The sequence below is a fragment of the Allobosea sp. P1_A7 genome, from assembly GCF_056406775.1.
This window is the reverse complement of the sequence record NZ_JBFTZN010000094.1, coordinates 1-22,596: the sequence shown is the minus strand read 5'-3', so window position 1 is coordinate 22,596 and position 22,596 is coordinate 1. Positions and strand designations below refer to the sequence as shown.

The 22,596-nt window shown below is 65.4% G+C and carries 22 protein-coding genes and 1 pseudogene; 11 read left to right on the top strand and 12 right to left on the bottom strand.

Annotation, left to right across the window (positions count from 1 at the left end; all coding sequences use genetic code 11):
* Positions 1-295, top strand: a 295-nt coding sequence (locus tag AC1D34_RS17950; protein ID WP_476824912.1) for a VOC family protein, incomplete at its 5' end; no start/stop codon positions are given.
* A gap of 48 nt (positions 296-343) precedes the next feature.
* Here AC1D34_RS17950 and AC1D34_RS17945 read toward each other — a convergent pair.
* Together AC1D34_RS17945 and AC1D34_RS17940 are read right to left on the bottom strand one after the other, a co-directional pair.
* The gene (locus AC1D34_RS17945) at positions 344-1,090 is read right to left on the bottom strand and encodes an SDR family NAD(P)-dependent oxidoreductase (RefSeq protein ID WP_476824911.1); all 747 of its coding nucleotides are present in this window, start codon (positions 1,088-1,090) and stop codon (positions 344-346) included.
* Between the two features lie 112 nt (positions 1,091-1,202).
* Positions 1,203-2,657: an undecaprenyl-phosphate glucose phosphotransferase gene (locus tag AC1D34_RS17940; protein ID WP_476824910.1), complete on the bottom strand. Its 1,455-nt coding sequence runs from the start codon at positions 2,655-2,657 to the stop codon at positions 1,203-1,205.
* A 369-nt stretch (positions 2,658-3,026) separates the two neighbouring features.
* Here AC1D34_RS17940 and AC1D34_RS17935 point away from each other — a divergent pair, with 369 nt between their 5' ends.
* Positions 3,027-3,833 carry a WecB/TagA/CpsF family glycosyltransferase gene (locus AC1D34_RS17935; RefSeq protein WP_476824909.1) on the top strand — a complete coding sequence of 269 codons (807 nt, stop codon included), beginning with the start codon at positions 3,027-3,029 and terminating at the stop codon, positions 3,831-3,833.
* Complete coding sequence (locus tag AC1D34_RS17930) at positions 3,830-4,762, top strand: DUF6492 family protein (protein ID WP_476824908.1); 933 nt, start codon at positions 3,830-3,832, stop codon at positions 4,760-4,762. Before AC1D34_RS17935 ends, AC1D34_RS17930 begins: the two co-directional genes overlap by 4 nt.
* Here the strand turns inward: AC1D34_RS17930 and AC1D34_RS17925 are convergent.
* Positions 4,731-5,855: a lipopolysaccharide biosynthesis protein gene (locus AC1D34_RS17925; RefSeq protein WP_476824907.1), complete on the bottom strand. Its 1,125-nt coding sequence runs from the start codon at positions 5,853-5,855 to the stop codon at positions 4,731-4,733. The two genes, AC1D34_RS17930 and AC1D34_RS17925, sit on opposite strands and share 32 nt — an antisense overlap.
* Before the next feature lie 254 nt (positions 5,856-6,109).
* On the opposite strand from AC1D34_RS17925, the gene AC1D34_RS17920 reads away from it, so the two are divergent.
* From AC1D34_RS17920 to AC1D34_RS17910, 3 genes are all read left to right on the top strand, one after another.
* On the top strand, positions 6,110-7,171 hold the full coding sequence (locus tag AC1D34_RS17920) for an endo-1,4-beta-xylanase (protein ID WP_476824906.1): 1,062 nt from the start codon (positions 6,110-6,112) through the stop codon (positions 7,169-7,171).
* Positions 7,172-7,253: 82 nt separating this feature from the next.
* Positions 7,254-9,632 carry a Wzz/FepE/Etk N-terminal domain-containing protein gene (locus tag AC1D34_RS17915; RefSeq protein ID WP_476824905.1) on the top strand — a complete coding sequence of 793 codons (2,379 nt, stop codon included), beginning with the start codon at positions 7,254-7,256 and terminating at the stop codon, positions 9,630-9,632.
* A gap of 38 nt (positions 9,633-9,670) precedes the next feature.
* Positions 9,671-10,816, top strand: coding sequence for a Gfo/Idh/MocA family protein (locus AC1D34_RS17910; RefSeq protein ID WP_476824904.1), 1,146 nt, complete (start codon positions 9,671-9,673; stop codon positions 10,814-10,816).
* On the opposite strand, the gene AC1D34_RS17905 is transcribed toward AC1D34_RS17910, so the two are convergent.
* Together AC1D34_RS17905 and AC1D34_RS17900 are read right to left on the bottom strand one after the other, a co-directional pair.
* Entirely contained in the window at positions 10,817-11,893 is a 1,077-nt protein-coding gene (locus tag AC1D34_RS17905; protein WP_441490510.1) for a Gfo/Idh/MocA family protein, read from the bottom strand. It abuts the gene before it with no gap.
* 10 nt (positions 11,894-11,903) lie between these two features.
* The gene (locus AC1D34_RS17900) at positions 11,904-12,959 is read right to left on the bottom strand and encodes a glycosyltransferase family 2 protein (protein ID WP_476824903.1); all 1,056 of its coding nucleotides are present in this window, start codon (positions 12,957-12,959) and stop codon (positions 11,904-11,906) included.
* Positions 12,960-13,124: 165 nt separating this feature from the next.
* Here AC1D34_RS17900 and AC1D34_RS17895 point away from each other — a divergent pair, with 165 nt between their 5' ends.
* A complete protein-coding gene (locus AC1D34_RS17895; protein WP_476824902.1) occupies positions 13,125-14,294 on the top strand; it encodes a glycosyltransferase in 1,170 nt (389 codons plus the stop codon).
* A 104-nt stretch (positions 14,295-14,398) separates the two neighbouring features.
* On the opposite strand, the gene AC1D34_RS17890 is transcribed toward AC1D34_RS17895, so the two are convergent.
* Positions 14,399-15,517 carry an AbrB family transcriptional regulator gene (locus AC1D34_RS17890; protein ID WP_476824901.1) on the bottom strand — a complete coding sequence of 373 codons (1,119 nt, stop codon included), beginning with the start codon at positions 15,515-15,517 and terminating at the stop codon, positions 14,399-14,401.
* 268 nt (positions 15,518-15,785) lie between these two features.
* Here AC1D34_RS17890 and AC1D34_RS17885 point away from each other — a divergent pair, with 268 nt between their 5' ends.
* A complete protein-coding gene (locus AC1D34_RS17885) occupies positions 15,786-16,880 on the top strand; it encodes a DMT family transporter (RefSeq protein WP_476824900.1) in 1,095 nt (364 codons plus the stop codon).
* A 27-nt stretch (positions 16,881-16,907) separates the two neighbouring features.
* Positions 16,908-17,843, top strand: coding sequence for an acetamidase/formamidase family protein (locus AC1D34_RS17880; protein ID WP_441491923.1), 936 nt, complete (start codon positions 16,908-16,910; stop codon positions 17,841-17,843).
* A gap of 73 nt (positions 17,844-17,916) precedes the next feature.
* Here AC1D34_RS17880 and AC1D34_RS17875 read toward each other — a convergent pair whose 3' ends face one another.
* A complete protein-coding gene (locus AC1D34_RS17875; protein WP_476824899.1) occupies positions 17,917-18,390 on the bottom strand; it encodes an SRPBCC family protein in 474 nt (157 codons plus the stop codon).
* Positions 18,391-18,498: 108 nt separating this feature from the next.
* Between AC1D34_RS17875 and AC1D34_RS17870 the strand changes: the two genes are divergently transcribed.
* The gene (locus tag AC1D34_RS17870; RefSeq protein ID WP_476824898.1) at positions 18,499-18,867 is read left to right on the top strand and encodes a winged helix-turn-helix transcriptional regulator; all 369 of its coding nucleotides are present in this window, start codon (positions 18,499-18,501) and stop codon (positions 18,865-18,867) included.
* 64 nt (positions 18,868-18,931) lie between these two features.
* On the opposite strand, the gene AC1D34_RS17865 is transcribed toward AC1D34_RS17870, so the two are convergent.
* The 3 genes from AC1D34_RS17865 to AC1D34_RS17855 are packed head-to-tail and all read right to left on the bottom strand — an operon-like array spanning position 18,932 to position 20,446.
* Complete coding sequence (locus tag AC1D34_RS17865) at positions 18,932-19,582, bottom strand: glutathione S-transferase family protein (protein ID WP_476824897.1); 651 nt, start codon at positions 19,580-19,582, stop codon at positions 18,932-18,934.
* Positions 19,583-19,602: 20 nt separating this feature from the next.
* Positions 19,603-20,076, bottom strand: coding sequence for an SRPBCC family protein (locus AC1D34_RS17860; RefSeq protein ID WP_441478549.1), 474 nt, complete (start codon positions 20,074-20,076; stop codon positions 19,603-19,605).
* Positions 20,063-20,446, bottom strand: coding sequence for an ArsR/SmtB family transcription factor (locus AC1D34_RS17855; RefSeq protein WP_476824896.1), 384 nt, complete (start codon positions 20,444-20,446; stop codon positions 20,063-20,065). The genes AC1D34_RS17860 and AC1D34_RS17855 overlap by 14 nt, the downstream gene beginning before the upstream one ends.
* A 178-nt stretch (positions 20,447-20,624) precedes the next feature.
* Here AC1D34_RS17855 and AC1D34_RS17850 point away from each other — a divergent pair, with 178 nt between their 5' ends.
* Positions 20,625-21,668, top strand: a complete 1,044-nt coding sequence (locus AC1D34_RS17850) for a GMP reductase (protein WP_441478548.1) — start codon at positions 20,625-20,627, stop codon at positions 21,666-21,668.
* Between the two features lie 21 nt (positions 21,669-21,689).
* Here AC1D34_RS17850 and AC1D34_RS17845 read toward each other — a convergent pair whose 3' ends face one another.
* Positions 21,690-22,385 carry an ABC transporter ATP-binding protein gene (locus AC1D34_RS17845; RefSeq protein WP_441491929.1) on the bottom strand — a complete coding sequence of 232 codons (696 nt, stop codon included), beginning with the start codon at positions 22,383-22,385 and terminating at the stop codon, positions 21,690-21,692.
* A pseudogene (locus AC1D34_RS17840) lies at positions 22,382-22,596 on the bottom strand (ABC transporter permease); the annotation flags it as partial. The gene AC1D34_RS17845 and the pseudogene AC1D34_RS17840, both read right to left, overlap by 4 nt.

Sequence of the window (22,596 nt, the reverse complement as noted above, 5' to 3'; positions counted from 1 at the left end):
CTTCTACACACGGGTGCTCGGCTTCCGAAAAACCTTCGAGAACGGTGTCCCCGTCGGCTTCATGATCCTGAAGCGCGATGAAGCCGAACTGCATCTCACCCTGCAGAAGACGCATCCCGCCGCGCCATTCAACGTCGCCCATCTGATGGTCGGAGATGCCGAGGCCCTGCACGCGATTTGCCAGGGCGAAGGGCTGCGTATCATCAAGGGGCTGCGGGACCAGGAATACGGGCTGTGGTCCTTCGTCTTCGCCGATCCGGACGGCAACCGGATCGATGTCGGCCAGCGCCTCTGACCGAAAAAGCAATCCGCGCCGCGCAGAACCGCGCGGCGCGGATCAGGATCAGTAAGTCGCGCGCCCACCCGACAGATCGAACACCGCGCCTGTGGTGAAGCTGTTCTCGGCGGAAGCCAGGAAACCGACCATCGAGGCGACCTCGTCAGGCTGCAGGAAACGGCCGCGCGGGATCTTGGCCAGCATGTAGCCGATATGCTCTTCGCTCATCTGGTCGAAGATGCGGGTCCGCGCCGCTGCGGGCGTGATGCAGTTGACCGCGATATCCTTGTCGGCGAGTTCCTTGCCGAGCGATTTGGTCAAGGCGATCACCGCCGCCTTCGAGGCGGAATAGGCCGAGGCATTGGGGTTGCCTTCCTTGCCGGCGATCGACGCGACCAGCACCAGCCGGCCGTAATTGCGCTTCAGCATTCCGGGTATCACCGCCTGGCAGCAATGCAGCGTGCCGTCGACATTCAGGCGCATGATCTTCGCCCATTCGTCGAGCGGGTATTCCCAGGTCTTCAGGTTGGGGCCCGCGATGCCGGCGCTGGTGACGAGGATATCGACACTGCCGAGGCGAGCCTCGAGAGCGTCGGCCGCCCGCCTCACGGCCGTAGCATCGGTGACATCGATGGCGATCCCGGTCGCCCCCTTGCCGATCTCGCCCGCCGCCTTCGCCGCAAGCGCGCCATCGAGGTCCCAGATCTCGACCTTGGCGCCACTCGCCGCGAAGCGCTCGGCAACCGCACGGCCAATCCCTTGCGCTCCGCCGGTCACAATGGCGACGCGACCGTCTAAATCGATTTGGTTCATGGCAAGCCCCCGGCTGAGAAGTCGGACTGCACGGTAGCGGCCTGATTTCCGCTAGGCCAGCGCGCTCGGTGCCATGCCGGTCTGCGCAAATCGGGGCAGATCAGCGCGTCGACTATTGAGCGTTGAGATAGGCCCGCGCGCTGAACACCGTGCGCAGGAGAATGCCGAGATCGAGCCAGAACGACCAATTGTCGATGTACCAGTGATCGAATGCGACCCGTTTGGCCATTTTCTCGTCCGTGTCGGTCTCACCGCGCAGGCCGTTGACCTGAGCCCAGCCCGTAATGCCCGGCTTCACATTATGGCGCCGGGCATAGAGCGCGATCTGGCGTTGGAACGCGTGATCATGGGCGAGCGCATGCGGGCGCGGCCCGACCAGGGACATCTGACCGGAGATGACGTTCATGAGCTGCGGCAGCTCATCGAGATTGAAGCGGCGCAGCAAGCGGCCGATGCGCGTGATGCGCGGGTCGTTAGGCGTCGCCTGACGAATGACGTCGCCGTCATCGGTCGTCGTCATCGTGCGGAACTTGAAGATCCTGAAGGGCTGCTGGTTGAAGCCGTAGCGTCGCTGCAGGAAGAACACCGGTCCGCGCGAGTCGAGCTTGATCAACGCTGCAATGATCAGCAGAACCGGCAACGCCAGAAGCAGGATGGTCGAAGCGGCAATGATGTCGAAGCCGCGCTTCGCGACGATCGCAGCGGTGGACAGCGCCGGGCGCGTCAGCCGCAGGCTGGCGAACGAGCCGATGCGCACGATATGGGGGCTGTCGAACCGATCCATGATCCGCTCGGGCGCGAGGTGGATCGCGACCGGCAGGTTCATGAAGGCATCGATGCAGGCATCGATCGTCTCCTGATCCGACCAGGGCAAGGCGATGAACACCGCGTCCGGCCGCATCTGCCGGCAGCGCCCTGCAGCGGTGACCAGATCGGCCTTGAGCGCGGCCATCGGATCATTGATGCGGCGCGCGTCGTTGCTGTGCAGGAAAGCGACGTCGACGATGGCGAAGCCCATGTTCCAGGGTTGATGGCGCGAGACGAAGGACATCACGTCGGGTTCACGGCCGATCAGGAACACCCGCTCCGTGGTGATGCGGCCGGTCTTGCTGGCCACTGAAATGATGCGGGCAATGCCGGCACGCGCCAGAGTGATCAGCGGAATGCCGGCCAGATAGGTCACGAGCACGACGGCCCGTGAATAATGATCGACGATCTTGGCGAGGAACGCKACGGCGATGAAGGCCACCATCGTAATGTTCCAGACCGTAAAGGCCGAGGCCATCTGCCCCTTCGCAGAGAGATAATGGCTGAGCTGGTAGCGACCGCGCATCACATTGGTGAAGACGAAGATCGCCGCGATCATCATCGCCAGCTCGCGCGTGATCCTGACATCGCCGAAATGGCCGTAGGCCTGGAGGTGGTAGACCACGGAGGCGAGGGACACGATCGTCAGCACCACGACCGCGTCCGTCAGCGCCGTGACGAGACCGATCCAGTGCCGCCAGGCATTGGCGCGTTCGTCGGCGGCCGCCGCTGCATAGTTCAGATCGTTGACGCTCATCATCGCGGCAGGCTCTCCGGAGCCACAACGGCCTGACGGCCGGCGGCGAGCGCTCCGGAACGGAACAGGACGCTCCCTTCCAATTGCTCTCACGGCTGCGAGCGGCAAGCGCCATGCCGCTCGGTCACGCGCCGGAATGAGACGCCGAGAGCGGAGTTCGGCCGCGACACGAAGGGTCAGGGAATCCGGCTGCAACGACCGACATGACGGCGTCCCGTTATGAGACAGCGCCAATCCCGTTCCGCAACTCCTCGGCAGCCGGTCTGATGGTAGTCAGGGTCAAGGGCTGTTCACCGTCCATCGGGCTTGGCGTGATCCACCGCCGTGAGCGGCCAAGACAGGAACCGAAAACGCCTCGAAATGAACGAGATCGTGACTGCCATTTCATTCTTCGACATGTCATCGCACACGCAGCCAGCCGACCATCCCGACCATGCCCGCCGCGATATCGGCGGCATTGGTGTGGCTGTGCTCGATCGCGCGGAGGCGCTCGCGGTGCTCGACACGGCACTTGCCCGTCACCGCCACGTGAAGCTCGCCTTCTGCAATGCGAACCTCGTCAACCTGGCCGCCGTGGACGCAAGGCTGCAGGCGCAGCTCAAGGACTTCCTGGTGCTTGCGGACGGAATCGGCGTCGATATCGGCTCCCGGCTTCTCTATGGCGCGTCCTTCCCCGCAAATCTCAATGGCACCGACTTCATTCCGGCCCTGCTCGCCGCGCAGAACCGTTCGCTCCGCGTGACGTTGCTGGGCGGACAGCCAGGTGTGGCCGAGCGCGCTGCGGCGCGCCTGACTCAGGATTACCCACGGCACGGCTTCACCGTGCTGAGCCACGGCTATTTTGCTCAGAGCGAAGAGGCCGGGCTTCTGGCGCAGCTGGCCGAAAGCCCGCCCGATCTCCTGCTCGTGGCCTTCGGAAATCCGCTTCAGGAACGCTGGATTGCAGAGAAGATCACGCTCCAGCACGCGACGATCGCTGCAGGTATTGGTGCGCTGTTCGATTTTCTGGCAGGCGAGGTCGAGCGCGCGCCAGACGTCCTGCGGCGTCTGCGGCTGGAATGGCTCTACCGCCTCCTGCTGGAGCCCCGCCGGCTGTGGCGGCGCTATGTGCTCGGCAACCCCGCGTTCCTGCTGCGGATGCTGCGCATCAGGTTCCAGCCCCGCGGTCCGACGCAATGAGCCTCAGCTACGCCATTGCGACGCCGAGCTATGCGGGGGACTTCGAACGCTGCCGGCTGCTCTGCGCCAGCATCGACCGTTTCGTCACCGGCCACACGGCCCATTACCTTCTGGTCGAGGATCGGGACGTCGCGCTGTTCAAGCAGCTGGAAGGTCCGCGACGGCGGGTGATCGCGGAGGCGGAGCTTCTGCCCTCCTGGCTGAAACCCCGGCCCGATCTCCTGAGCCTCGGACGTCGCCGGGTCTGGACGGGCCTCGGTGCCCTGCGGCGCGGTCTGCCGCCGCTGCGCGGCTGGCACGCACAACAGCTGCGCAAGTTCGCCTTTCCGATGAAGAGCCACGAGGACGTGGTGATCTTCGCCGATTCCGACATGATGTTCCTGCGGCCCTTCGACGTCACGCGCCTTGGCCGGGACGGGACGGTCCGCCTCTACCGCAAGCCCGACGGCATCACCGGCGCCATGGCCCAGCATACCGACTGGTGCATGATGGCGGCTCGCCTGCTCGGGCTGCCGGATCCAGCATTTCCCAGCGCCGACTACATCAACAATCTCGTCAGCTGGCGACGGGACGCCGTGCTGGCGATGATGACGCGCATCGAGGAGATAGCCGGGCGCAGCTGGGTCGAAGCGATCGCCACGCACCGGCAATTCTCGGAATACATGATCTACGGCTACTTCGTCGAACGCGTGCTCGGGCTCGAAGCCGCCGGCCACTGGCCGGACGAGCACGAGCTCTGCAAGGTTTACTGGTTTCCCGAAGATGTCGGCGAGCTGGCGACGTTGCGCAGCTTCGAGGACATCCTGGAACCGGGACAGGTCGCGGTCGGCGTGCAATCCTTCATCGGGCAGCCCGTCGAGCGCCTGAAGGCGCTGTTCGAAGCACAGCAGTCCCCATTCAGCGTGCGCGGCCAAGCAACCGATAGGTGACCGTGGCGGAGAGCAGATAGACTGCGCCGAAGACGGCGTTGAACCAGGGGGCCCAGGCCTCTTCCTGGCCGAAGCGAATCATCACCCAGGCGATCAGTGCCGCCTTGAGCGCGGTGATGGCGCAGAGCAGCGCGATACGCGAGCCGGTGCGCTCCCGCGCATAGAGCAACTCGGCGTGATACTCGACGAGGTTGCGGAAGGCAGGCACCGCGAACATCGGCAGGAAGAGATAGGCGGCCTCGGAGACGTTGCGACCGAGCGCGCCGGGAAACGGCATCAGCAGAATGACGATGGCGACCAGTCCGCCGATCGAGACCAACGCGATCGCGAGTTCGACCAGCATCTTGCGTCGCCAGCCGCCGCCGAGGCCGCGATCCTTCATGATCTTCTGGACCAGCATCTGGTTGAAGCTGCGCACCGGCATCGCGGTAAGATCGATGACGCGCATGGCGATGGCATAGAGCCCCGCGGTGCGTTCTCCCGCGAGCGCCAGCATCAGCAGCTTGTCGAGTTCGGATTGGACGTAGAACACGATGTCGGCCGCGCCCGCGAATACGGCATCGGCCATGCGGCGGGGATAGAGCGCCCTAACGAAACGCAGGCGCAGCGGCGGCAGAAACAGCGTCAGCGCGATCACCGCGGACAGGATCGTAGTGCCGAGATAGGCCCAGACCCAGGTTTCCAGGCTCGCATGGCCCAGACCATAGAAGGCAACCGCAGCAAGCGTGCGCAGCGAGGAGCCGATGATGACGAGCAGGGCGGACTGCCTGAAACGCCTCAGGCCGTTATTGATGATGGCGACGACCTCGACGAGGCGCCAGCCGAGCACCTCGGCGACGATGATCAGGGCGAAGGGAAGAAGATCCAGCCGCTCCCTGAACAAGGCGACATAGGCAAGGGCGGCAACTGCAGCGATCAGCGGCAGTGACAGGACGGCAAGCCCGCTGAAGCCGGCGAGATAGGCGCCGAGGAGACGCGGCTTGACCGTGGCGACGCGGTAGACCGGCGAGACGAAACCGAAGGCCAGCAACCGCGAGAGAATGAGTCCTGTCGAGGAGGCCGTCGCGAACAGGCCAAACTCACCAAGGGTCAACGTATTCGCAACGATGAGGAAATATACAAGAGAGATAATGAGACGACCGGCTGAGCCGCTCAGGATCGTAAGGTAGGCGGATATGGTGGCACGATCTGGCGACATGGAGTCCATTGCGGCGGCGGCGAGAGCTGGCTCGGGCCCTGCTCACGCCAAAATTGAGCCCGAACCTCGCTTAACGCAAAGGCATTGAGCGACCCTAAACGAAGCACGGGAAGCGCTGCCCCGCGCAGCTGCCTGAATCGGAACGGAACATGAGCCGCATCACCAGGCGCGACGCGCTGGCCGGAACTGCCGGCCTCGCCCTGGCGTGGCCGAGCGCCGGTCTCGCGCAGGTCGGCCGACCCGCCATTCCATTCGGCTCGGCCGCGCAGATCGAGCCCTTCCGCGCCGACCCGCGCTACCGCGAGGCTTTGAAGACCTATTGCAACGTCATCGTCCCGATGAACGACCTCAAATGGGAAGCGCTCCGGCATGACCGCTCCCGGTTCGACTTCTCCGGAGCCGACGAGCTGGTCGCCTTCGCACGCGGCAACAAGCAGGCCCTGCGCGGCCACGCCTTGCTCTGGGGCATGGCCTTGCCGCCCTGGGCCAAGGAGATGAGCACGAAGGCGGAAGCCGAGCGCGAGCTGATCAGCCATATCGAGACCGTCGTGGACCGCTACAAGGGCGTCATCGCGACCTGGGATGTGGTCAACGAGGTGATCGCCCACGATCCGACCCTCGAGGAGCCCTATCGCGACACGATCTGGCAGCGCCTGCTCGGCCCCGAACATATCGAGATCGCTTTCCGGACCGCGGCCCAGATCGATCCGGAGGCGCGGCTGGTGATCAACGACTATGATTTCGAGGATACCGATCCGCGCATCGTGAGACGCCGCGCCGCGGCTCTCTCGATCATCCGGAACCTGCGCGACAAGGGCATCCCGGTCCATGGGCTCGGCATGCAGGCCCATCTGTACGGCGAACGCGCCATCGATACGCCCGGCTTGCAGCATTTCATGCAGGATCTCGGCACGCTCGGCGTCGATGTCGAGATTACCGAACTCGACGTGATCGATTGGAAGCTGCCGGCTGTATTGCGGGAGCGCGACAGCACCGCGGCAAACCTCGTTTCGACCTTCCTGAATGCGGTGGTCTCCGCGCGCCAGCCCAAGGCGATCGTCACCTGGGGCCTCAGCGACCGCTATTCATGGATCGGAGAGACCTTCGCGCGTAAGGATTCTGCCAAGGCCCGGCCACTCCCCCTCGATGAGGACTACAGGCCGAAGCCGATGATGAAGGTACTTGACCGTTATCGGCTGGGGACGAGCTGAGCGGTGTTGGTGAGTTCGATGTCCGCCGGGGTGACGACCATCATCATCCCGGGCCGGGCAGGTTTGAGTGAAGTGTAGCGTCATGTTCACGACCGAGACCGCCGATGGCGAGCTCAGCAGAACCGAACAGGCCGGCAGCCGCACGGAGCCGGCGGCCGGCGGAGCTGTGCCGTCAGCATTGGCGCGCCTGACCAACCCGGCCTGGCTCTTTCAGACGCTGTGGAGCCGAAAGGGACTGATCATCGCGGCAGCGCTGGCGGGCGCTCTCCTTGCCGCCCTGGCAAGCCTGTTCATTCCGCCGAAATACATCTCGACCGCCCAGCTTTTCATCGATCCGCGCGATCTGCGCGTGCTGCAGAACGAAGTCTCGCCCAATGCGGTCGGCAGCGACCCGACCTCGCTTACGGCCTATCTTGAAAGCCAGGCGCGCATCATCGCCTCGGACAGCATCAAGGCGCGCGTCGTCAAGAGCGAGGGCCTCGACAAGGATCCGGAATTCGGGGGCGAGGCCGCCAAGAGCGGGCTGGGTCGACTCCTCTCCGGCAGCAACAGCACCTCTTCCCGCGATGGATTGCTCTATGCGCTCGCGGCCCTCGACAAGAACGTCACGGTCCGGCGTGGCGAGCGGACCTTCGTGATCGACATCTCGGTGACCTCGCGCGATCCCGATAAGGCAGCGCGGATCGCCAATGCGCTTGCCACCGCCTATCTCGACGACCAGGCTTCCGTCCGTGCCGACGCTGCGCAACGCGCCACCGGCGCGCTGACCGGGCGCCTGGAGGAATTGCGCAACCGCCTGCGCATCGCCGAGGAGAAGGCCGAGAAATACAAGGAGGCCAACAGCCTCGTCGGTGCAGGCGGCAAGTCGATCGGCGAAGAACAACTTACGCTGAACAATGCCCAGCTCGTCGCCTTGCGCACCAGGGTCAGCGAAGCCAAGGCGAAATACGACCAGACGCTTGCGACGCGCGCCTCGAGCATCGAGGCCGGCGCCATACCCGAGGCGGTCGCCTCGAACACCATGACTGCACTCCGGTCCCAGCTGGGCGCGGCGCTCAGCAAGGAAGCCGATCTGCTGGCCTCGCTCGGCTCGCGTCACCCCGCGCTCGCCGCGGCGCGGGCTCAGGTGCGCGATGCGCGCCGGCAGATCAACGAGGAACTTGCCCGGATCGCGCGCGCCGCCAAGATCGAATACGACCGCGCCGTCGATGCCGAGAGGCAGATCGCGCGGCGCGTCGAGGAGCTGACCAGGCAGCAATACAGCGCCGGCCGCGCTTCGGTGCAGTTGCGCGAGCTCGAACGCGAGATCGAATCCTCGCGCGCCGTCTATGACGCCTTCCTGCGGCGGGCACGTGAGACCGGAGAACTGTCCGGTATCGACACGACCAATGCGCGCGTCATCAGCATGGCCATGCCGGCGCTCGAGAAGAGCGGCGTCAGCAGGCGCACCGTCGTCATGCTCGGAGGCATCGCCGGGGGCGGTCTGGGCGCGATCGCCGCACTCGGATTGGCGCTGTTTGGCGGCTCCCTGCCTGCACCGCCTGCCGGGCTGCGCCGCTGGCCATTCCGCAATCGCCACGAGCCTGTTGCCGCTCAGGCATCGCCCCCGCCCGCTCCTGCCGATCCCGTCCCCGTGGTCGCTGCGGCCACGGAGCCGCCTTCCCCTGATGCGGTCGCGGCCCCCGCCAGGACCGGATGGCGGCGTTTCATGGCGATTCAAGGCGGTCAACCAGCCCGTACTCCGGAGGTCGTGCGAGCCCCCGCAGCTCCCCCCTTGGCCTTGCTGGCAAAACTGCCTGCCGTGAGGCATCGACGCTGGCGGCGGGATGGCGAAGTGCGCTCGGTCTTTCAGGCCAAGGCTCATCTCGTCGACGTCATCGACAAGCCGAATGCCTCCTTCGCCCGGGCGATCCGCGGCATCCGAACCGAACTCGCCAGCCAGGGCAGTCCCAGTCGGCGGGTTCTCGTCGTCGGATTGCGCCGCAATGCCGGCGCCTCGACGCTGGCGCTCAACCTCGCGCTCGATGCCGCGCAAGCGGGGTTGCCTGCCATGCTGGTCGATGCCGGCCTCGGCGGAAACAGCCTGACATCGGTCTTCGCGCCGGACGCGCAGGCAGGCGTGCACGAGATCGTCTCCGGCAGCGCCAGCCTGATCCGTGCAGCGCTGCAGGACGAGGGCACCGGCCTGTTCTTCGTGGCGCGCAAGGGGCATCCGGAACTCGTCACAGCCGAACAGATCAGCCACGACTTCTTCGGCGCGGCTCGCCGTTTCGGGCCGGTCTTCATCGATGGTGCCTCGCTGGGTTCCGACGCTTTCGCGGAGCGTTTTGCAGATGCGGTCGACGACATCGTGCTGGTCGTTCGCGAGGGTGAGGTCGGCGCGGGCGAACTCCAGCAGGCAAGTACGGCGCTGGGCCGGAACGCAGCCAAGATCCGCGGCTTCGTCAGCAACGAAGCCTGAGCGCCGCCGTCGCCATCGACGCCAGACAGGACACCGTGATGAAGATCGCGCTTATCGGCACAGGATTCGTGGCCGATTACTACATGACCACGCTGGCCAACCATCCCGGGCTTCAGCTTGCCGGCGTCTATGATCACTCGCCGGACCGCCTCCAGGCGTTCTGCGCCTTTCACGGCACGAGGCCTTATGAGAGCCTGGAGGCCGTGCTCGCCGACTCGCAGGTCGACATCGTCGTCAACCTGACGACGCCCGAAAGCCATTACGAGATCACCAGGCAGGCGCTCGCCGCAGGCAAGCATGTCTATTGTGAAAAGCCGCTGGCCATGCAGCTCGAGCAGGCCAGCRAACTCGTCGCGCTTGCGGATGCAGCTGGATTGACGCTGGCGACCGCGCCGGCGAACGGCCTCAGCGATGCTCATCGGCTGGTGAGAGATGCGCTCTCGCAGGGGGCCATCGGAACGCCGCGGCTGATCTATGCCGCCATGGAGGACGGCCCGGTCTTCCGGGGCAATTGGGCGACCTGGCGGTCGCGTTCCGGCGCACCATGGCCTGGCCTGCATGAGTTCGAGATCGGCTGCACGCTGGAGCATGCGGGCTACGCACTGTCCTGGCTCGTCTCGCTCTTCGGCGCGGTCGAAGCCCTGACCGCGTTCTCCGCGGTGACATTCCCGGACAAGGGGCCCGGCACCGAGACCATCACCATGGCCCCGGATTTCTCGGTCGGCTGCCTCACCTTTCGCTCCGGCCCCGTCGCCCGGTTGAGTTGTGGCCTGGCCGCACCCAAGGACCGCTCGCTGCAGATTCTCGGAGACAAGGGAACGATCACGGTCCGCGACCTTTGGGACAACCGATCCGCAATCCATCTCGAGCGCACGGATGCACCGCGCAGCCTCGCCCGCCTGCTGGCGAACCGCGTCGAGGCGCGGCTCGGCCGCTTCCTGCCCTGGAAGCCGGAGCCCGGCCGCAAACTCGCCTACCCCGCCGCCACGGGCCGGTCCGCGCTGCCGGCTTTCCCCTCGCAAATCGATTTCGCGCGCGGCATCGCCGACCAGGCAATCGCGATTGCGGCGAAGCAGAAGCCCGTCTTCTCGGGCGTGCTCGCACTCCACATCACCGAGCTTGCGCTGGCGTTGAACAATGCCCGCGACCTGCCGCAGCCCTATCGGATGCAGAGCCGTTTCTGATCAGAAGGTTTTGACTGGCGGCTGCGCCAGGACCGTCTCGATGATATTCAGTACGGCCGCGCTTTCGGTGAGCGGCATGGTTGCGCAGCCAGTCTCGCCGCTCCGAACGGCATCCATCACGGCACGGGCCTGGAACTGCAGTCCATTGCCGGCAAAGCTGTAGATCTCTCGGGTGCGTCCCGGCATCGGCAGGCGGTCGAGCAGCTTTCCGGCCGGTCCATTCCGGAGCCGTGGCCCTCGCCACGAGCTCCCAAGTGCCGCGGTGGTATAATGGGTCAGCCGCTGCGCCTTGAGGAAGGGCGCATCCAGACGGATCGCGCCTGCGGCCCCCTCGATCACGAACTGGTTTCCTCCATTGCGATCAAAGCCGCAGGAGAGCTCCGCCACCGCCTCCCGATAGTGCAGGACGATCTCGCAACGCCGGTCGACTCCACTGCGCGCCTCCAACCACCGACCTGTGACGCGCTCGGGACTGCCAAGCCAATGCAAGGCAAGCGAGACCGGATAGACTCCAAGGTCGAATGCCGAGCCTCCGCCCAGCGCGGGGTCGAAGAAGCGGCTGCCGGGGATGTCCTCGCGGACATAGGAGAGATCCGCCCGAATGCGCCGAACCTTGCCGATCCGCCCCGCCGCCACCTGCTCGCGCGCCGCCACCACGGCCGGCAGGAAGCGCGTCCACATCGCCTCCATCGCGAAGACGCGATGCGCCCGGCTCGCCTCGATCACGCTGTGAACATCGGCCGCGGTGAGGGCGATCGGCTTTTCGATCAAGACCGGCTTGCCGGCAGCAATACCCCGGAGGCCCTGTGCGACATGCAAGGCGTTCGGCGTCGCGATGTAGAGCGCATCGATGGCCGGATCGGCGAGAAGGGTCTCGGCATCGCCATAGGCGACGGTAGCGCCGAACTCGGCCGCAAAGGCTTGCGCCTTCTCCAACGCACGGGACTGGACCGCGCCGATCCGCGCGTCCGGCAGCAACGCGAGATCGGCCGCAAACTGCCGCGCGATCACGCCGGTTCCGATAATGCCCCAGCAAAAGCGCTCCGCTCCGATCGGAGCTGCATCACCGCTCGCCATGCCGCACGTCCTAGTTCTTGTCCGGCTTGCGGTACTGCTCGTTGCTGACGCCGAGCTCCGACACCAGGCGACCGAGCGCCACCTGCGCGTGATAGAGCCCGATCGTCGCCGAGCCGGTGCGCAAGCCGAGCGCGAGCCCGCGAAAGGGCGAGGCTGCGAGCAGCGCTAGACTCTTCGCCAGAACCCTGAGCCGCCCCCGCGCCGATGGATCGAGTCGACGCTCGATCGTGGCCGAGATCGCGCCGTTGCGCAGGCTGCGGGCCGCGAGCCAGCTGAATTCCGTGCGGCGCCTCGGCATGGTCTCGCGCATCGCGGCGTCCTGGACCCACCAGAAACGGAAGCCGGCTTCCTTGCTGCGCCGGAAGAAGTCACTGTCGCCGCCGCCGGTGAAATCGAAGCTCTCGTCGAGAAAGGGAAAGCCAAGTGCCTCCAGCACCTCGCGCCGGATCAGGTAGTTGGCGCTCGAGAACAGGATCGGCACTTCGCCCGAGACAGCATAATGCGATCGAAAGACCGGGTGTGCGCTTAGCCAGGCTCGCGATTGATCGTCGAAGACCGGGGTCACCGAGCCGCCGAAGAGCTGGGCCGGCGCAGTTGCCGCAGCACGCAGAAAAGCGTCGAGCCACAGCGGCAGCGCCTCCTCGTCGTCATCGATGCCGAGGACCTGCTTCAGCGCGGGAAGGCGGGTCAGCCCGCAGCGCCAGGCGGCATTATAGGCCTTGCAGTTGCCCTGTCGCGGCTCGACGATGACATATCCCTTGAACAGCCCCGCAGCGTGAAGGGCACTCGCCCGCTCCGCGCCGGCGCGTTCGACGCCTTCGTTCTCGACGACGATGATCGCAAAATCATGCCCGCCTTGCTGCGCGGCCAGAGAGCGCAAAGTGCGCTCCAGCAGCTCCGGCCGCTTGAAGGTCGGCACGCAAATCACGCTTTCGACGCCTTGCAGCGCCGCCTCTGGCGAAGCTGCGACGATCTCGAAGGTCTCGGGTGCATCGAACCCGGGAATGGCGGGGCGTCGCGAGGCGCCTTCCAAATTGCCGGCGGAATGATGGAGGGGGTCAGCCATGGTGCCCCAGCATGCGACATCTCCGCTTAAGGTTCGGTGTCGGCGATCCTGCGCCGGCGCGCACACTCTCACACCTGATGTTCAGGATAGTTCGTCGCCGAACTTGACCCGACCGAACATCTGACGCCTCTCTCACGGCCATCCCTATCGTCAGGATCGGCCCCGTTGCGTCTTGCCTTCATCACCTCGCTGATCCCGGTTGCAAGGCCCGATACCGGCTTCGAGATCGCCAATGCCGCAATCCTCGATGCGCTGCGCTCCGCAGGGCACGAGGTCACCGCCTTCGGTTTCCTGCGCCCGGGCGAAGTGCCGGCCGACCCCTCTCAGGCCATGGTGAWCGGCGCCGTCGATATCGAGAATGCGGTCGCGCCCGCCAGCCGCAAGCTGCAATGGCTCGGATATGCGCTCAGCCACGGCCTGCCTGTCGCCTGCGCCAAGCTGCGGCTCGCCGGAGCCGGCAAACTGGTCGAGGCAGTAAGGGCGCGCGGCCCGTTCGACGCGCTGATTCTCAACTCGGTGATGCTGCCTGGCGCCTTTGCGGAGCTGACCACGCTCGGGCCCTGCGTGCTGGTGGAACATAATATCGAGCATGTCTCCGCCCGGCAGAATGCAGCGCATGCCGGCACCGGGCTGATGAGTTGGCTCTATGCCCGCGAGGCCAGGTTGCTGGAAGCCGTCGAGACGCGGCTCTGGAACGAGGTGAGCTATATCTGGACGCTGGCCGAGGAGGACCGACGCGCACTCGGCCCTGCCGCAGGGAAGGCGGCGGTCCTGCCACTCGTCTCGGGCAGTGGCCCGCAGCCGGCCGCCATGGCGGAGCCGGTCGCACCGGCCTTCGACATCGGCATGATCGGAACCTGGACCTGGCAGCCGAACTTCATCGGTCTCGACTGGTTCTTGCGCGAGGTCGCTCCGCTCCTTCCGACCGATATCTCGGTTGCCGTCGCCGGACGCCTTCCGGCGGAGATGCCACCGGTCCCGACCCAGGTGCGACTGATCGGGCGCGTCGCTGATGCGAATACCTTCCTCCAATCCTGCCATGTGCTGGCCTTGTCGAGCCGAGCCGGAACCGGCGTGCAGCTGAAGACGATCGAGGCGATGCAGCTCGGTATGCCAGCCGTGGCGACGACACTCTCCTGTCGCGGCTTTACAGCCCTGCCGGCGAATTTCTCGCTCGCGGACGAGCCGGTGGCTTTTGCCCAGGCCCTGACCGAACGGGTGCGAAGCGCGCGCGGAGGAATCCCGCAGCGCATCGATGGAGCGGCGTTCATGGCCATCCAGAGGGCTGCCCTGGCGAGCGCACTGGCCGCCGGGCTCGAGGCCGCGCGCCGCTAGATCACGGGGCCGGATATCGTATCAGACCCGACGACCTCATCGTCTGCGTTAGCGTCGGCTTTCCCGGGAATCGCAATCCACTTTTCCGGCCGATGCCTTGGGCGCTACTCGGCCGGCGCGGTCTCGGTCTTGCGCTTGTCGCCGAGGATCAGGCCGAAGACCGGCCCGGCGCCGACCATGACCAGGAAGACGCGAATGATGTGATGGGCCGCGACGAAGGCGACTTCTGTGTGGAGCGCCAGCGCAATCAGGCTCATTTCAGCCAACCCGCCCGGTGAATAGGCCAGGATCAGCGGCACGTGACCATAGATCGAAACCTTCGAGACGCCCCAGGCGAAGGCAATCGTCAGGGCGAGCAGCACCGCCGTCGAGCCGACCGAAAGCAGCAGGACGCGCAGGATGACGCTCGGCGAGGTGCCGACAAAGCGGCAACCGACCGTGACGCCGAGCACGAGCTGGGCTGCGTTGACGACTTGGAAAGGCGGGGCGGAATCGCTCCAGCCGAGGAAATGGACCAGCGCACTGACCACCATCGGGCCGAGCAGGTGCTTGGCCGGCAGCCGCAGCAGATGTCCGAGAATGACCCCGAAGACGCCACAGCCGATAAGCCAGAGCTCGGCGAAAAGCGGTGTCTGCGCCAGCGAGGGGCCGGCATTGCGCGTTGCCGACAGCGAGACACCCTCGATCGACTGAACGATGAACGGCAGGGTCATCACCACAAGCAGAACGCGTGCCGAGTGGATCAGCGCGATGATGCGGGCATCGCCGCCCTTCTCCTCGCCGAGGAGAACCATCTCCATCAACCCGCCCGGCATGCCGGCGAAAAAGGCGGTCACCCGGTCGAAGCCGGCGACGCGGCGGAAATAGGTGACGCAGCACAGGCCGCAGGCGGTCATGAACAGAACGAGGCCAATCAGCGTCGGCAGCCAGTTCGGCAATTGCGCCWCGAGATCGGGGCGAAAGCCCGCACCGAGCATCACGCCAATCACAGCGCTCATCGGAGGGCGAATGGCGCCCGGCGCGGAGACTGGCGCCTTGAGCAGCGCGGCGACCGTGCAGAACACCATGGAACCCAGCATCCAGGGCAGTGGCAACTTCGCCTGCACGAAGAGCCAGCCGCCGAAGCCGCCGAGCGCAAGGGCGAGGCCAAAACGGCGATAGGGGAAGCGCCGGGGAGAGAGCGAACGCAGACCGCTCACAAAATCGGACAGCAATTCCCGCATGCGTCTGTCGTGCCCTTCAACCCGGCGACGGCCGGAAATGCGTCGATGGTGGCACGGCTCCTACACCGCTTCGGCCGACGCATACAGTCCGCCGATGGAATGTCGGCTCCGCGACCCGAACGGGTCGGCGCATGACGGCCACCTTCCATCACAACCCCGCCATGCCCACTGACCATCTGGTCAGGACGTCGAAGATCATCAATGGTTTCAGGGCATTTGCGATGTGAAGAGCCGGGGGCGCGATCGCGCTCGGCCAATGGTTCGGGCGATGAGCGAAGACCGGCTTTCCGAGCAGCGGCGCGGCTCGGGTTCTGACGACGGTGTCGGCGAGCTGTCGACGCCGTTACGGCACGCATCGCCGGAGGATTCCGAACCTCCAGAGTCAAGACGCGACGAGGCTCCGCCTATCGTGCTGGCCGCCATTCCCGGCGTGATCGAACCCGGCCCTTCCGGCTGGTTCGCCGGCCGCCGGCACCGGCTGAGGCATTGGTGGCGCGGCTCGACACCCAACCTGCGCGGTTCGGTCTACATGCTGTCGTCGATGCTGGTCTATGCGGTGATGGTCGGGCTGATCAAGCATATCGGCTCAGCCATTCCGCTGGTCCAGACGCTGCTGATCCGACAGGTGATCATGAGCGTCATCATCATCGCCTTCGCGGCCAACCAGCTGCCAGCCATGATGCGGACCTCGCGCCTGGGACTGCAGGTCTTCCGCGGGTTGATCACGCTCGCTTCGATGCTCTGCGGCTTCAGCGCCATCATCTACATTCCGCTGGCTCAGGCGACCGCGATCGGATTCAGCCAGGTTCTGTTCGTCACCATCGCCGCGGTGCTGCTGCTGAAGGAGAAGGTCGATGGCCGCCGCTGGGTCGCGACCATCATCGGTTTCATCGGCGTCATCATCATGCTCAATCCATCGGCGCAGGGGCTGAACATCTACGCGCTGATGTCTGTCGCAGGCGCGTTTCTCGGGGCGGGCATCACCATCAGCGTGCGCAAGCTGGCGGCGACGGAACGGACCGACACGATCCTGATCTACCAGGGCATCGTGCTGATCATCGTGCTCGCCGTGCCGACCTGGATCTTCTGGGTCCAGCCGACCGCCGAGCAATGGCTCTCGCTGATCCTGCTCAGCCTTTTCGGCACAGCAGGGCAATGGCTGATCACGCGCGCCTATCAGGTCGGGGAGGCAGCCGCGCTCGCTCCGCTGGATTTCACGCGCCTGCTGCTGGCGAGCTTCACCGGCTTCGTCTTCTTCTCCGAGATTCCGGCGCTCACCACTTGGATCGGCGCCACCTTCGTGATCGGGGCAACGCTCCACACGATGCGCAAGAACGCCCGGCCGCTTGCCCCTCCCGCCTGATCTTCGCGCTCGCTACAGGATGCCCTCGTGATCCATCACCAGCTCGATGCCGGACCGAAGACCTGCCACTGGGGTTTCTTCGACGCTGCCTTGCCGCCCGTTCTGACGATCGCGAGCGGCGACAGCGTCACCATCCGCACGATCAACGGCGGCACGGGAGAGCAGCCGAAATCGGGTTTCCATGTTCTGCCCGAAACTCACGAGATTCACGCGAAGGTCGAGCGCCCGATGCCGGGCCATATCCTCACCGGCCCGGTCGCGGTGAGGGGAGCAAGGCCCGGCCATGTCCTCGAAGTGCGCATCCGCGAGGTCAAACTCCGCACCGATTGGGGCTACACGTTCATCAGGCCTCTCGCCGGCACCCTGCCGGAAGAGTTCGACACCTATAAGCTTGTCCATATCGGGCTCGATGCCGAAAGGAATCTGGCGCATCTGCCCTGGGGCATGGAGCTGCCGCTCGCGCCGTTCTTCGGCGTGATGGGTGTGGCTCCGCCCGCGCATTGGGGCCGGCAGAGTTCGCTGGTGCCGCGCGCCTTCGGCGGCAATCTCGACAACAAGGAACTGGGGCCGGGGTCGACGCTCTATCTCCCCGTCTTCGTCGAAGGTGGGCTATTCTCCTGCGGCGATGGTCACGGCGCCCAGGGCGACGGCGAGGTTTGCGTCACCGCGATCGAGACCGCCCTGGAAGGCACCTTCGAGTTCATCCTGCGCGAGGACTTGAGCTTCACCACGCCGCGCGCCGAGACGCCGACGCATCACATCACCATGGGCATCGACCCGGATCTCGACATCTGTGCTCAGAAGGCGCTGCGCGAGATGATCGTCGTGATCTGCGCACGCACCAAACTGACGCGGGAGGAGGCCTATATGCTGTGCAGCCTCGCGGCTGACCTGCGTGTGACCCAGACGGTCAACGGCTCCAAGGGCGTGCACTGCATGCTGGCGAAGAGCCTAGTGGCCTGACTCCCGGCAAGGCACTGGGAGGAGGAATTGCGCCTCCTCTCCAGGCTTTCGACCCCTATGGCGGGCACGAGGATCAGACCGCCGCCGCGGTACGCTCGAGCTCCTGAGCCAAACTCTCAAGCAACTCGCGGGAGCCGGCCTCGCGCGTGGATACCTCATCCTTGCCGTCGAGGAAGGCAGCCTGTTCGGTATAGACGAGGCGGGTGCCCGATCCGACCGGAATGAGCTCGACCGTCGCCAGCGACGCGGAAATCGGCTCGCCTGCGATCGTCATGGTGTAGGCGGAGACGATACGGCGATCGGGCACGATATCCTGAAAGGTCGTGTCGTTGCTGATCGGCGGTCCGCCCTGATAGCGGAAGCTGCTGCGCTCGGAGCCCCCGATCCGGAAATCGACATCGAAGCGCTCGATGCTCCAGCCTTCGCCCTCGGCAAACCAGCGGCGCTTCTGCGCGGGATCGGCAAAGGCTGCGAAGACCCGGGAGGGGGAAGCGGCATAATCGCGTTCAATGACGAAGCTGGCGTGAGTGACGGCGCGGTCAGACATATTCGTCTCCAAATCAAAACCAGTTGCTTTTTGCAACTGGTTGTAAGCTAGGGAGACTGATCTCATAATGCAAGCGGTATTTGAAAGCCGGCTTTCGGGAGACTGCGCATGACCGACGATCCTCGCTCGGGCTGTCCGATCAACCTCACCCTCGAGGTGGTCGGCGACAAATGGAGCTTGCTCATCATTCGCGACATGATGTTCGGCAACCGTCGGCACTTCCGGGAATTGCTGCTGCATTCCAAGGAGGGCATCTCGTCCAACATCCTGGCCGACCGGCTGAAAACGCTGCTCGACCAGGGGGGCGGGCCCGCCCTCTGGGAAGAGTTCATGGACGAACTGCGCGAAAGCCATCTCGGCCAGCCCAATCCGCGACGCGCAAATCCCGGCTGGCTCAGCGTCGGCACGCGCCTGCGGGCCGCCTATGACGCCGTGGTCGCGCGCAAGGCGGCGGAGGCACTCGCCGACGCAAGCTGAAGGCATGCGTCATCGCGAGCGGCACAGTGTGCAGTCATGATGCAAGGGATGTTCGCGATAGCCGCTAGGCGCGTGGAAACATATGCAGGTAGGGCGCGGCCTCTCGCAGCACGCGCATATAGGACGGGCGCTCCAGCAGCCGGTCGAAATAGGCTGCGACGGCCTTGTGCGTGTCGCGGAACGGGAGCACGAGCTCGGAATAATAGAGCGCCGGCGCGGCAGCGCAGTCAGCCATGGTGAAAGCATCCCCTGCGGCCCAGCGCCGTCCGGCCAGCGTATGCTCGAGCACGTCATAGGCCGTCTGGAGCCGTTTCCTTGCCTGTTCGACGCCGGTCGGATCCTTGCCGTCGGCCGACCTGATGCGGTCACCGACGATCTTCTGCATGGTCTCGTTGAGATAAATGTCGAAGAAGCGGTCCTGCAGCCGGGTTTCGAGCGCGTGTCCGGCATCGTCAGGGATCAGCCGGAGTGCCCCMGGATAGGTCTGGTCGAGATAGTCGATGATGATGCTGGACTCAGGCACGATGCGGCCCCGCGCTTCATCCTGCAGCAGCGGGAATCGGCCCATCGGCCAGAGCTGCAGCAGAGCCATGCGCTGTTCCGGATCACCCAGGTCGACAAGCTTTGGCGTGAAGGGTGTGCCGTTCTCATAGAGCGCGATCACCACCTTCTGGCAGAACGAGGACAGCGGGTGGAAATGCAGCGTCAGGGACATGGTCGAGCCTCCGTGAGACATCAGGCAGCGGCGGACTGGCGCTGCAATTCGCGGGCGAGATTGTCGAGGCCGATGCGGGTGCCGTGTTCCCGTTCCTCCGGACGGTCGTAACCGTCGAGGAAGGCAGCCTGCTCGGTAAAGACAAGCCGCATTTGCGCGCCTTCAGACCTGAACAGAACGGTCGCCAGCGACACCGATATACGCCGCTCGGCCAAGCGCATCGCATAGGCGTAGACGATGCGGCTGCCGGGCACGATATCCTGGTAGACCGCGTCATAGACATGGTCGACGCCGTCGGAATCCCGGGTCGTCGAATGCTCCTGGCCGCCGACCGAGAAGTCGAGCGTATGTGCGCCGGCCGCCCAGTCGTCATGGCAGGCGAACCAGCGCCGCTTGATCGCCGGATTGGCCCAGGCCGCGAAAACGCGGGCAGCGGAGGCGTCATAGACGCGCTCGATGGTGAAGGTGGCGTGCGTGACACTATGATCTGTCATCCCGTGCTCCTCTGCTCGATGCCGGGCTTCCGTCATCCGGCTCGTCCGGATTTTCTGCGAGATAGGCGCCCAGGCGATCGAAGCGCCGCTCCCACAGCATCCGGCGCTCGTTGATCCAGCGTTCGGCGGCGCGCAGGGCCTGGGTCTCGATATGGCAGGTCCGGACGCGGCCCTGCTTCTGCGAGCGGACGAGGCCGCTTTCCTCGAGCACGGCGAGATGCTGCACAACGGCCGACAATGTCATCGCCAGCGGGGCGGCAAGCTCGCTCACGGACGCCGGCCCATCGCACAGGCGTTCCACCATCAGCCGGCGGGTCGGGTCCGCCAGGGCCTGGAACATCAAGTCGAGTTGCGCCGATTGGTGAAGCATACGCTTAAGTAACTTGAGGCAGCGAGTCCGTCCAGAATTATTTTAGCAACTGCTAAAGTGTTGCCGCGAACGGCCGCTGCACGCCATTTGCGTCCAAGGCCCCGGACCGGCTATGAGTCCCGGCACGCCTCCTCAGCGTGCGCCCGAATTCCGCGCCAAAGCAGCCGAGGCTTCCATCATGCGTATCGAGAACGATCCCAAGCTCGACTTCCGAGACGTCCTGATCCGGCCCAAGCGGTCGACACTGGGCAGCCGCGCCCATGTCGACGTCAACCGCACGTTCCGCTTCGCCCATACAGGCAAGGACTGGACCGGCTTCCCGTTGATCGCCGCCAACATGGATGTGGTCGGCACCATGGGCATGGCGCGCGCCTTGCTGAAGCACGGCGCGATGGTGGCCCTGCACAAGCATTACGATGCCGACGATCTGATCGCCTTCTTCAAGGAGAAGGAATCGGCCAACGCCTTCTATTCGCTCGGCACCACCGAGACCGATCACGAGAAGCTGAAGCACGTCCATTCCAAGGCGCCGATCAGCAAGATCTGCCTCGATGTCGCCAATGGCTACACCGAAAAATTCGTCGACACCGTCAAGGCGACCCGCGAAGCCTTCCCGCATGCGGCGATCATGGCCGGCAATGTCGTGACCGGCGACATGACGGAAGCGCTGCTTCTTGCCGGCGCCGACATCGTCAAGGTCGGCATCGGCCCCGGCTCGGTCTGCACCACCCGCAAGATGACCGGCGTCGGCTATCCGCAGCTCTCCGCCATCATCGAATGCTCCGATGCGGCCCATGGCCTGAAGGGTCTGGTCTGCGGAGATGGCGGCTGCACTGTGCCGGGCGATCTCGCCAAGGCCTATGGCGGCGGTGCCGATTTCGTCATGCTCGGCGGCATGCTCGCCGGCCATGACGAATGCGAGGGCAAGATCCGGTACGAGGAGCACGACGGCAAGAAGGTTCCGGTCGCGATGACCTTCTACGGCATGTCCTCGGACACGGCGATGAAGCGCTATTCCGGCGGCGTCGCCAAATACCGCGCCTCGGAAGGCAAGACCGTCGAGGTGCCCTATCGCGGCCCGGTCGAGGGCACGATGCAGGAACTGATGGGCGGCGTGCGCTCGGCGATGACCTATATCGGCGCCGTGCGGCTGAAGGAGATGCCCAAGCGCACCACCTTCATCATGGTCGGCAGCCAGCTGAACACGGTGTTCGGCACCTGAGGCGCTCGCGCGGGCGGCGGCTCAGCCCTCCGTCGGGGTTTCGTCCTCGGTCACCCGGCCATCGACGAGATGGATGCGCCGTCCGATCCGCGCCGCCATCTCCAGGTCATGCGTCACCGCGATCACGGTCTTGCCGCGCTCACGCACCAGCGCGTCGAGAATCGCGAAGACCTGCTCGGAGTTCTTGCTGTCGAGGCTGCCGGTCGGCTCATCGGCGAGCACGAGAGGCGGGTCGTTGGCGAGAGCACGGGCGACCGCGACACGCTGGCGCTGCCCGCCCGAAAGCTGGTCCGGCCGCTTGTCGAGATGGTCGACGAGGCCGAGCGCCTCGAGCAGTTGCGTCGAGCGCTCGCGCATCGCTCCAGACGTCAGGCGCCCGAGCCGGCGCATCGGGATCTCGACATTCTCGCGCACGGTGAATTCCGGCAGCAGGAAATGGAACTGGAAGACGAAACCGAGAGTCTCCAGCCTGATCCGCGCCTTCTCCCGTTCGCCGAGCCCATCGGTGTCGCGGCCGCCGATGCGGAGCAGGCCGGTTGTCGGCCGGTCGAGCAGGCCAAGCAGATAGAGCAGAGAGGATTTGCCCGAGCCGGACGGGCCGGTGATGGCGACGAATTCGCCCTCGCCGATCGTCAGCGTCACATCCTGCACCAGGGTCACGGGCACGGCGGCCGGGAGCACGCGCGTCAGGCCGGCCGCTTCGATCAGCGCCGTCATGTCGCGCCCCGGATAATATCGACCGGGTTGAGCCGCGCCGCCTGCCGCGCCGGCAGATAGCCGGCTATCCCGGCCGAAACCAGGGCGAACCCGGCCGCAATCAGGTAATGCCAGGGGCTCCAGGCCAGCGGCAGCCGCGTGATCTCCTGCACCACTGAGGCCCCCGAGAGTTCGAAGCGGACGAGCGAGAGCGCGAAGCACAGGGCAAGGC

Coding starts and splice junctions, on each gene's coding strand:
- AC1D34_RS17945 (WP_476824911.1), bottom strand. CDS start 1,090: ATGAACCAAATCGATTTAGACGGTCGCGTCGCCATTGTGACCGGCGGA.
- AC1D34_RS17930 (WP_476824908.1), top strand. CDS start 3,830: ATGAGCCTCAGCTACGCCATTGCGACGCCGAGCTATGCGGGGGACTTC.
- AC1D34_RS17920 (WP_476824906.1), top strand. CDS start 6,110: ATGAGCCGCATCACCAGGCGCGACGCGCTGGCCGGAACTGCCGGCCTC.
- AC1D34_RS17915 (WP_476824905.1), top strand. CDS start 7,254: ATGTTCACGACCGAGACCGCCGATGGCGAGCTCAGCAGAACCGAACAG.
- AC1D34_RS17905 (WP_441490510.1), bottom strand. CDS start 11,893: ATGGCGAGCGGTGATGCAGCTCCGATCGGAGCGGAGCGCTTTTGCTGG.
- AC1D34_RS17900 (WP_476824903.1), bottom strand. CDS start 12,959: ATGGCTGACCCCCTCCATCATTCCGCCGGCAATTTGGAAGGCGCCTCG.
- AC1D34_RS17885 (WP_476824900.1), top strand. CDS start 15,786: ATGAGCGAAGACCGGCTTTCCGAGCAGCGGCGCGGCTCGGGTTCTGAC.
- AC1D34_RS17875 (WP_476824899.1), bottom strand. CDS start 18,390: ATGTCTGACCGCGCCGTCACTCACGCCAGCTTCGTCATTGAACGCGAT.
- AC1D34_RS17870 (WP_476824898.1), top strand. CDS start 18,499: ATGACCGACGATCCTCGCTCGGGCTGTCCGATCAACCTCACCCTCGAG.
- AC1D34_RS17860 (WP_441478549.1), bottom strand. CDS start 20,076: ATGACAGATCATAGTGTCACGCACGCCACCTTCACCATCGAGCGCGTC.
- AC1D34_RS17855 (WP_476824896.1), bottom strand. CDS start 20,446: ATGCTTCACCAATCGGCGCAACTCGACTTGATGTTCCAGGCCCTGGCG.
- AC1D34_RS17850 (WP_441478548.1), top strand. CDS start 20,625: ATGCGTATCGAGAACGATCCCAAGCTCGACTTCCGAGACGTCCTGATC.
- AC1D34_RS17845 (WP_441491929.1), bottom strand. CDS start 22,385: ATGACGGCGCTGATCGAAGCGGCCGGCCTGACGCGCGTGCTCCCGGCC.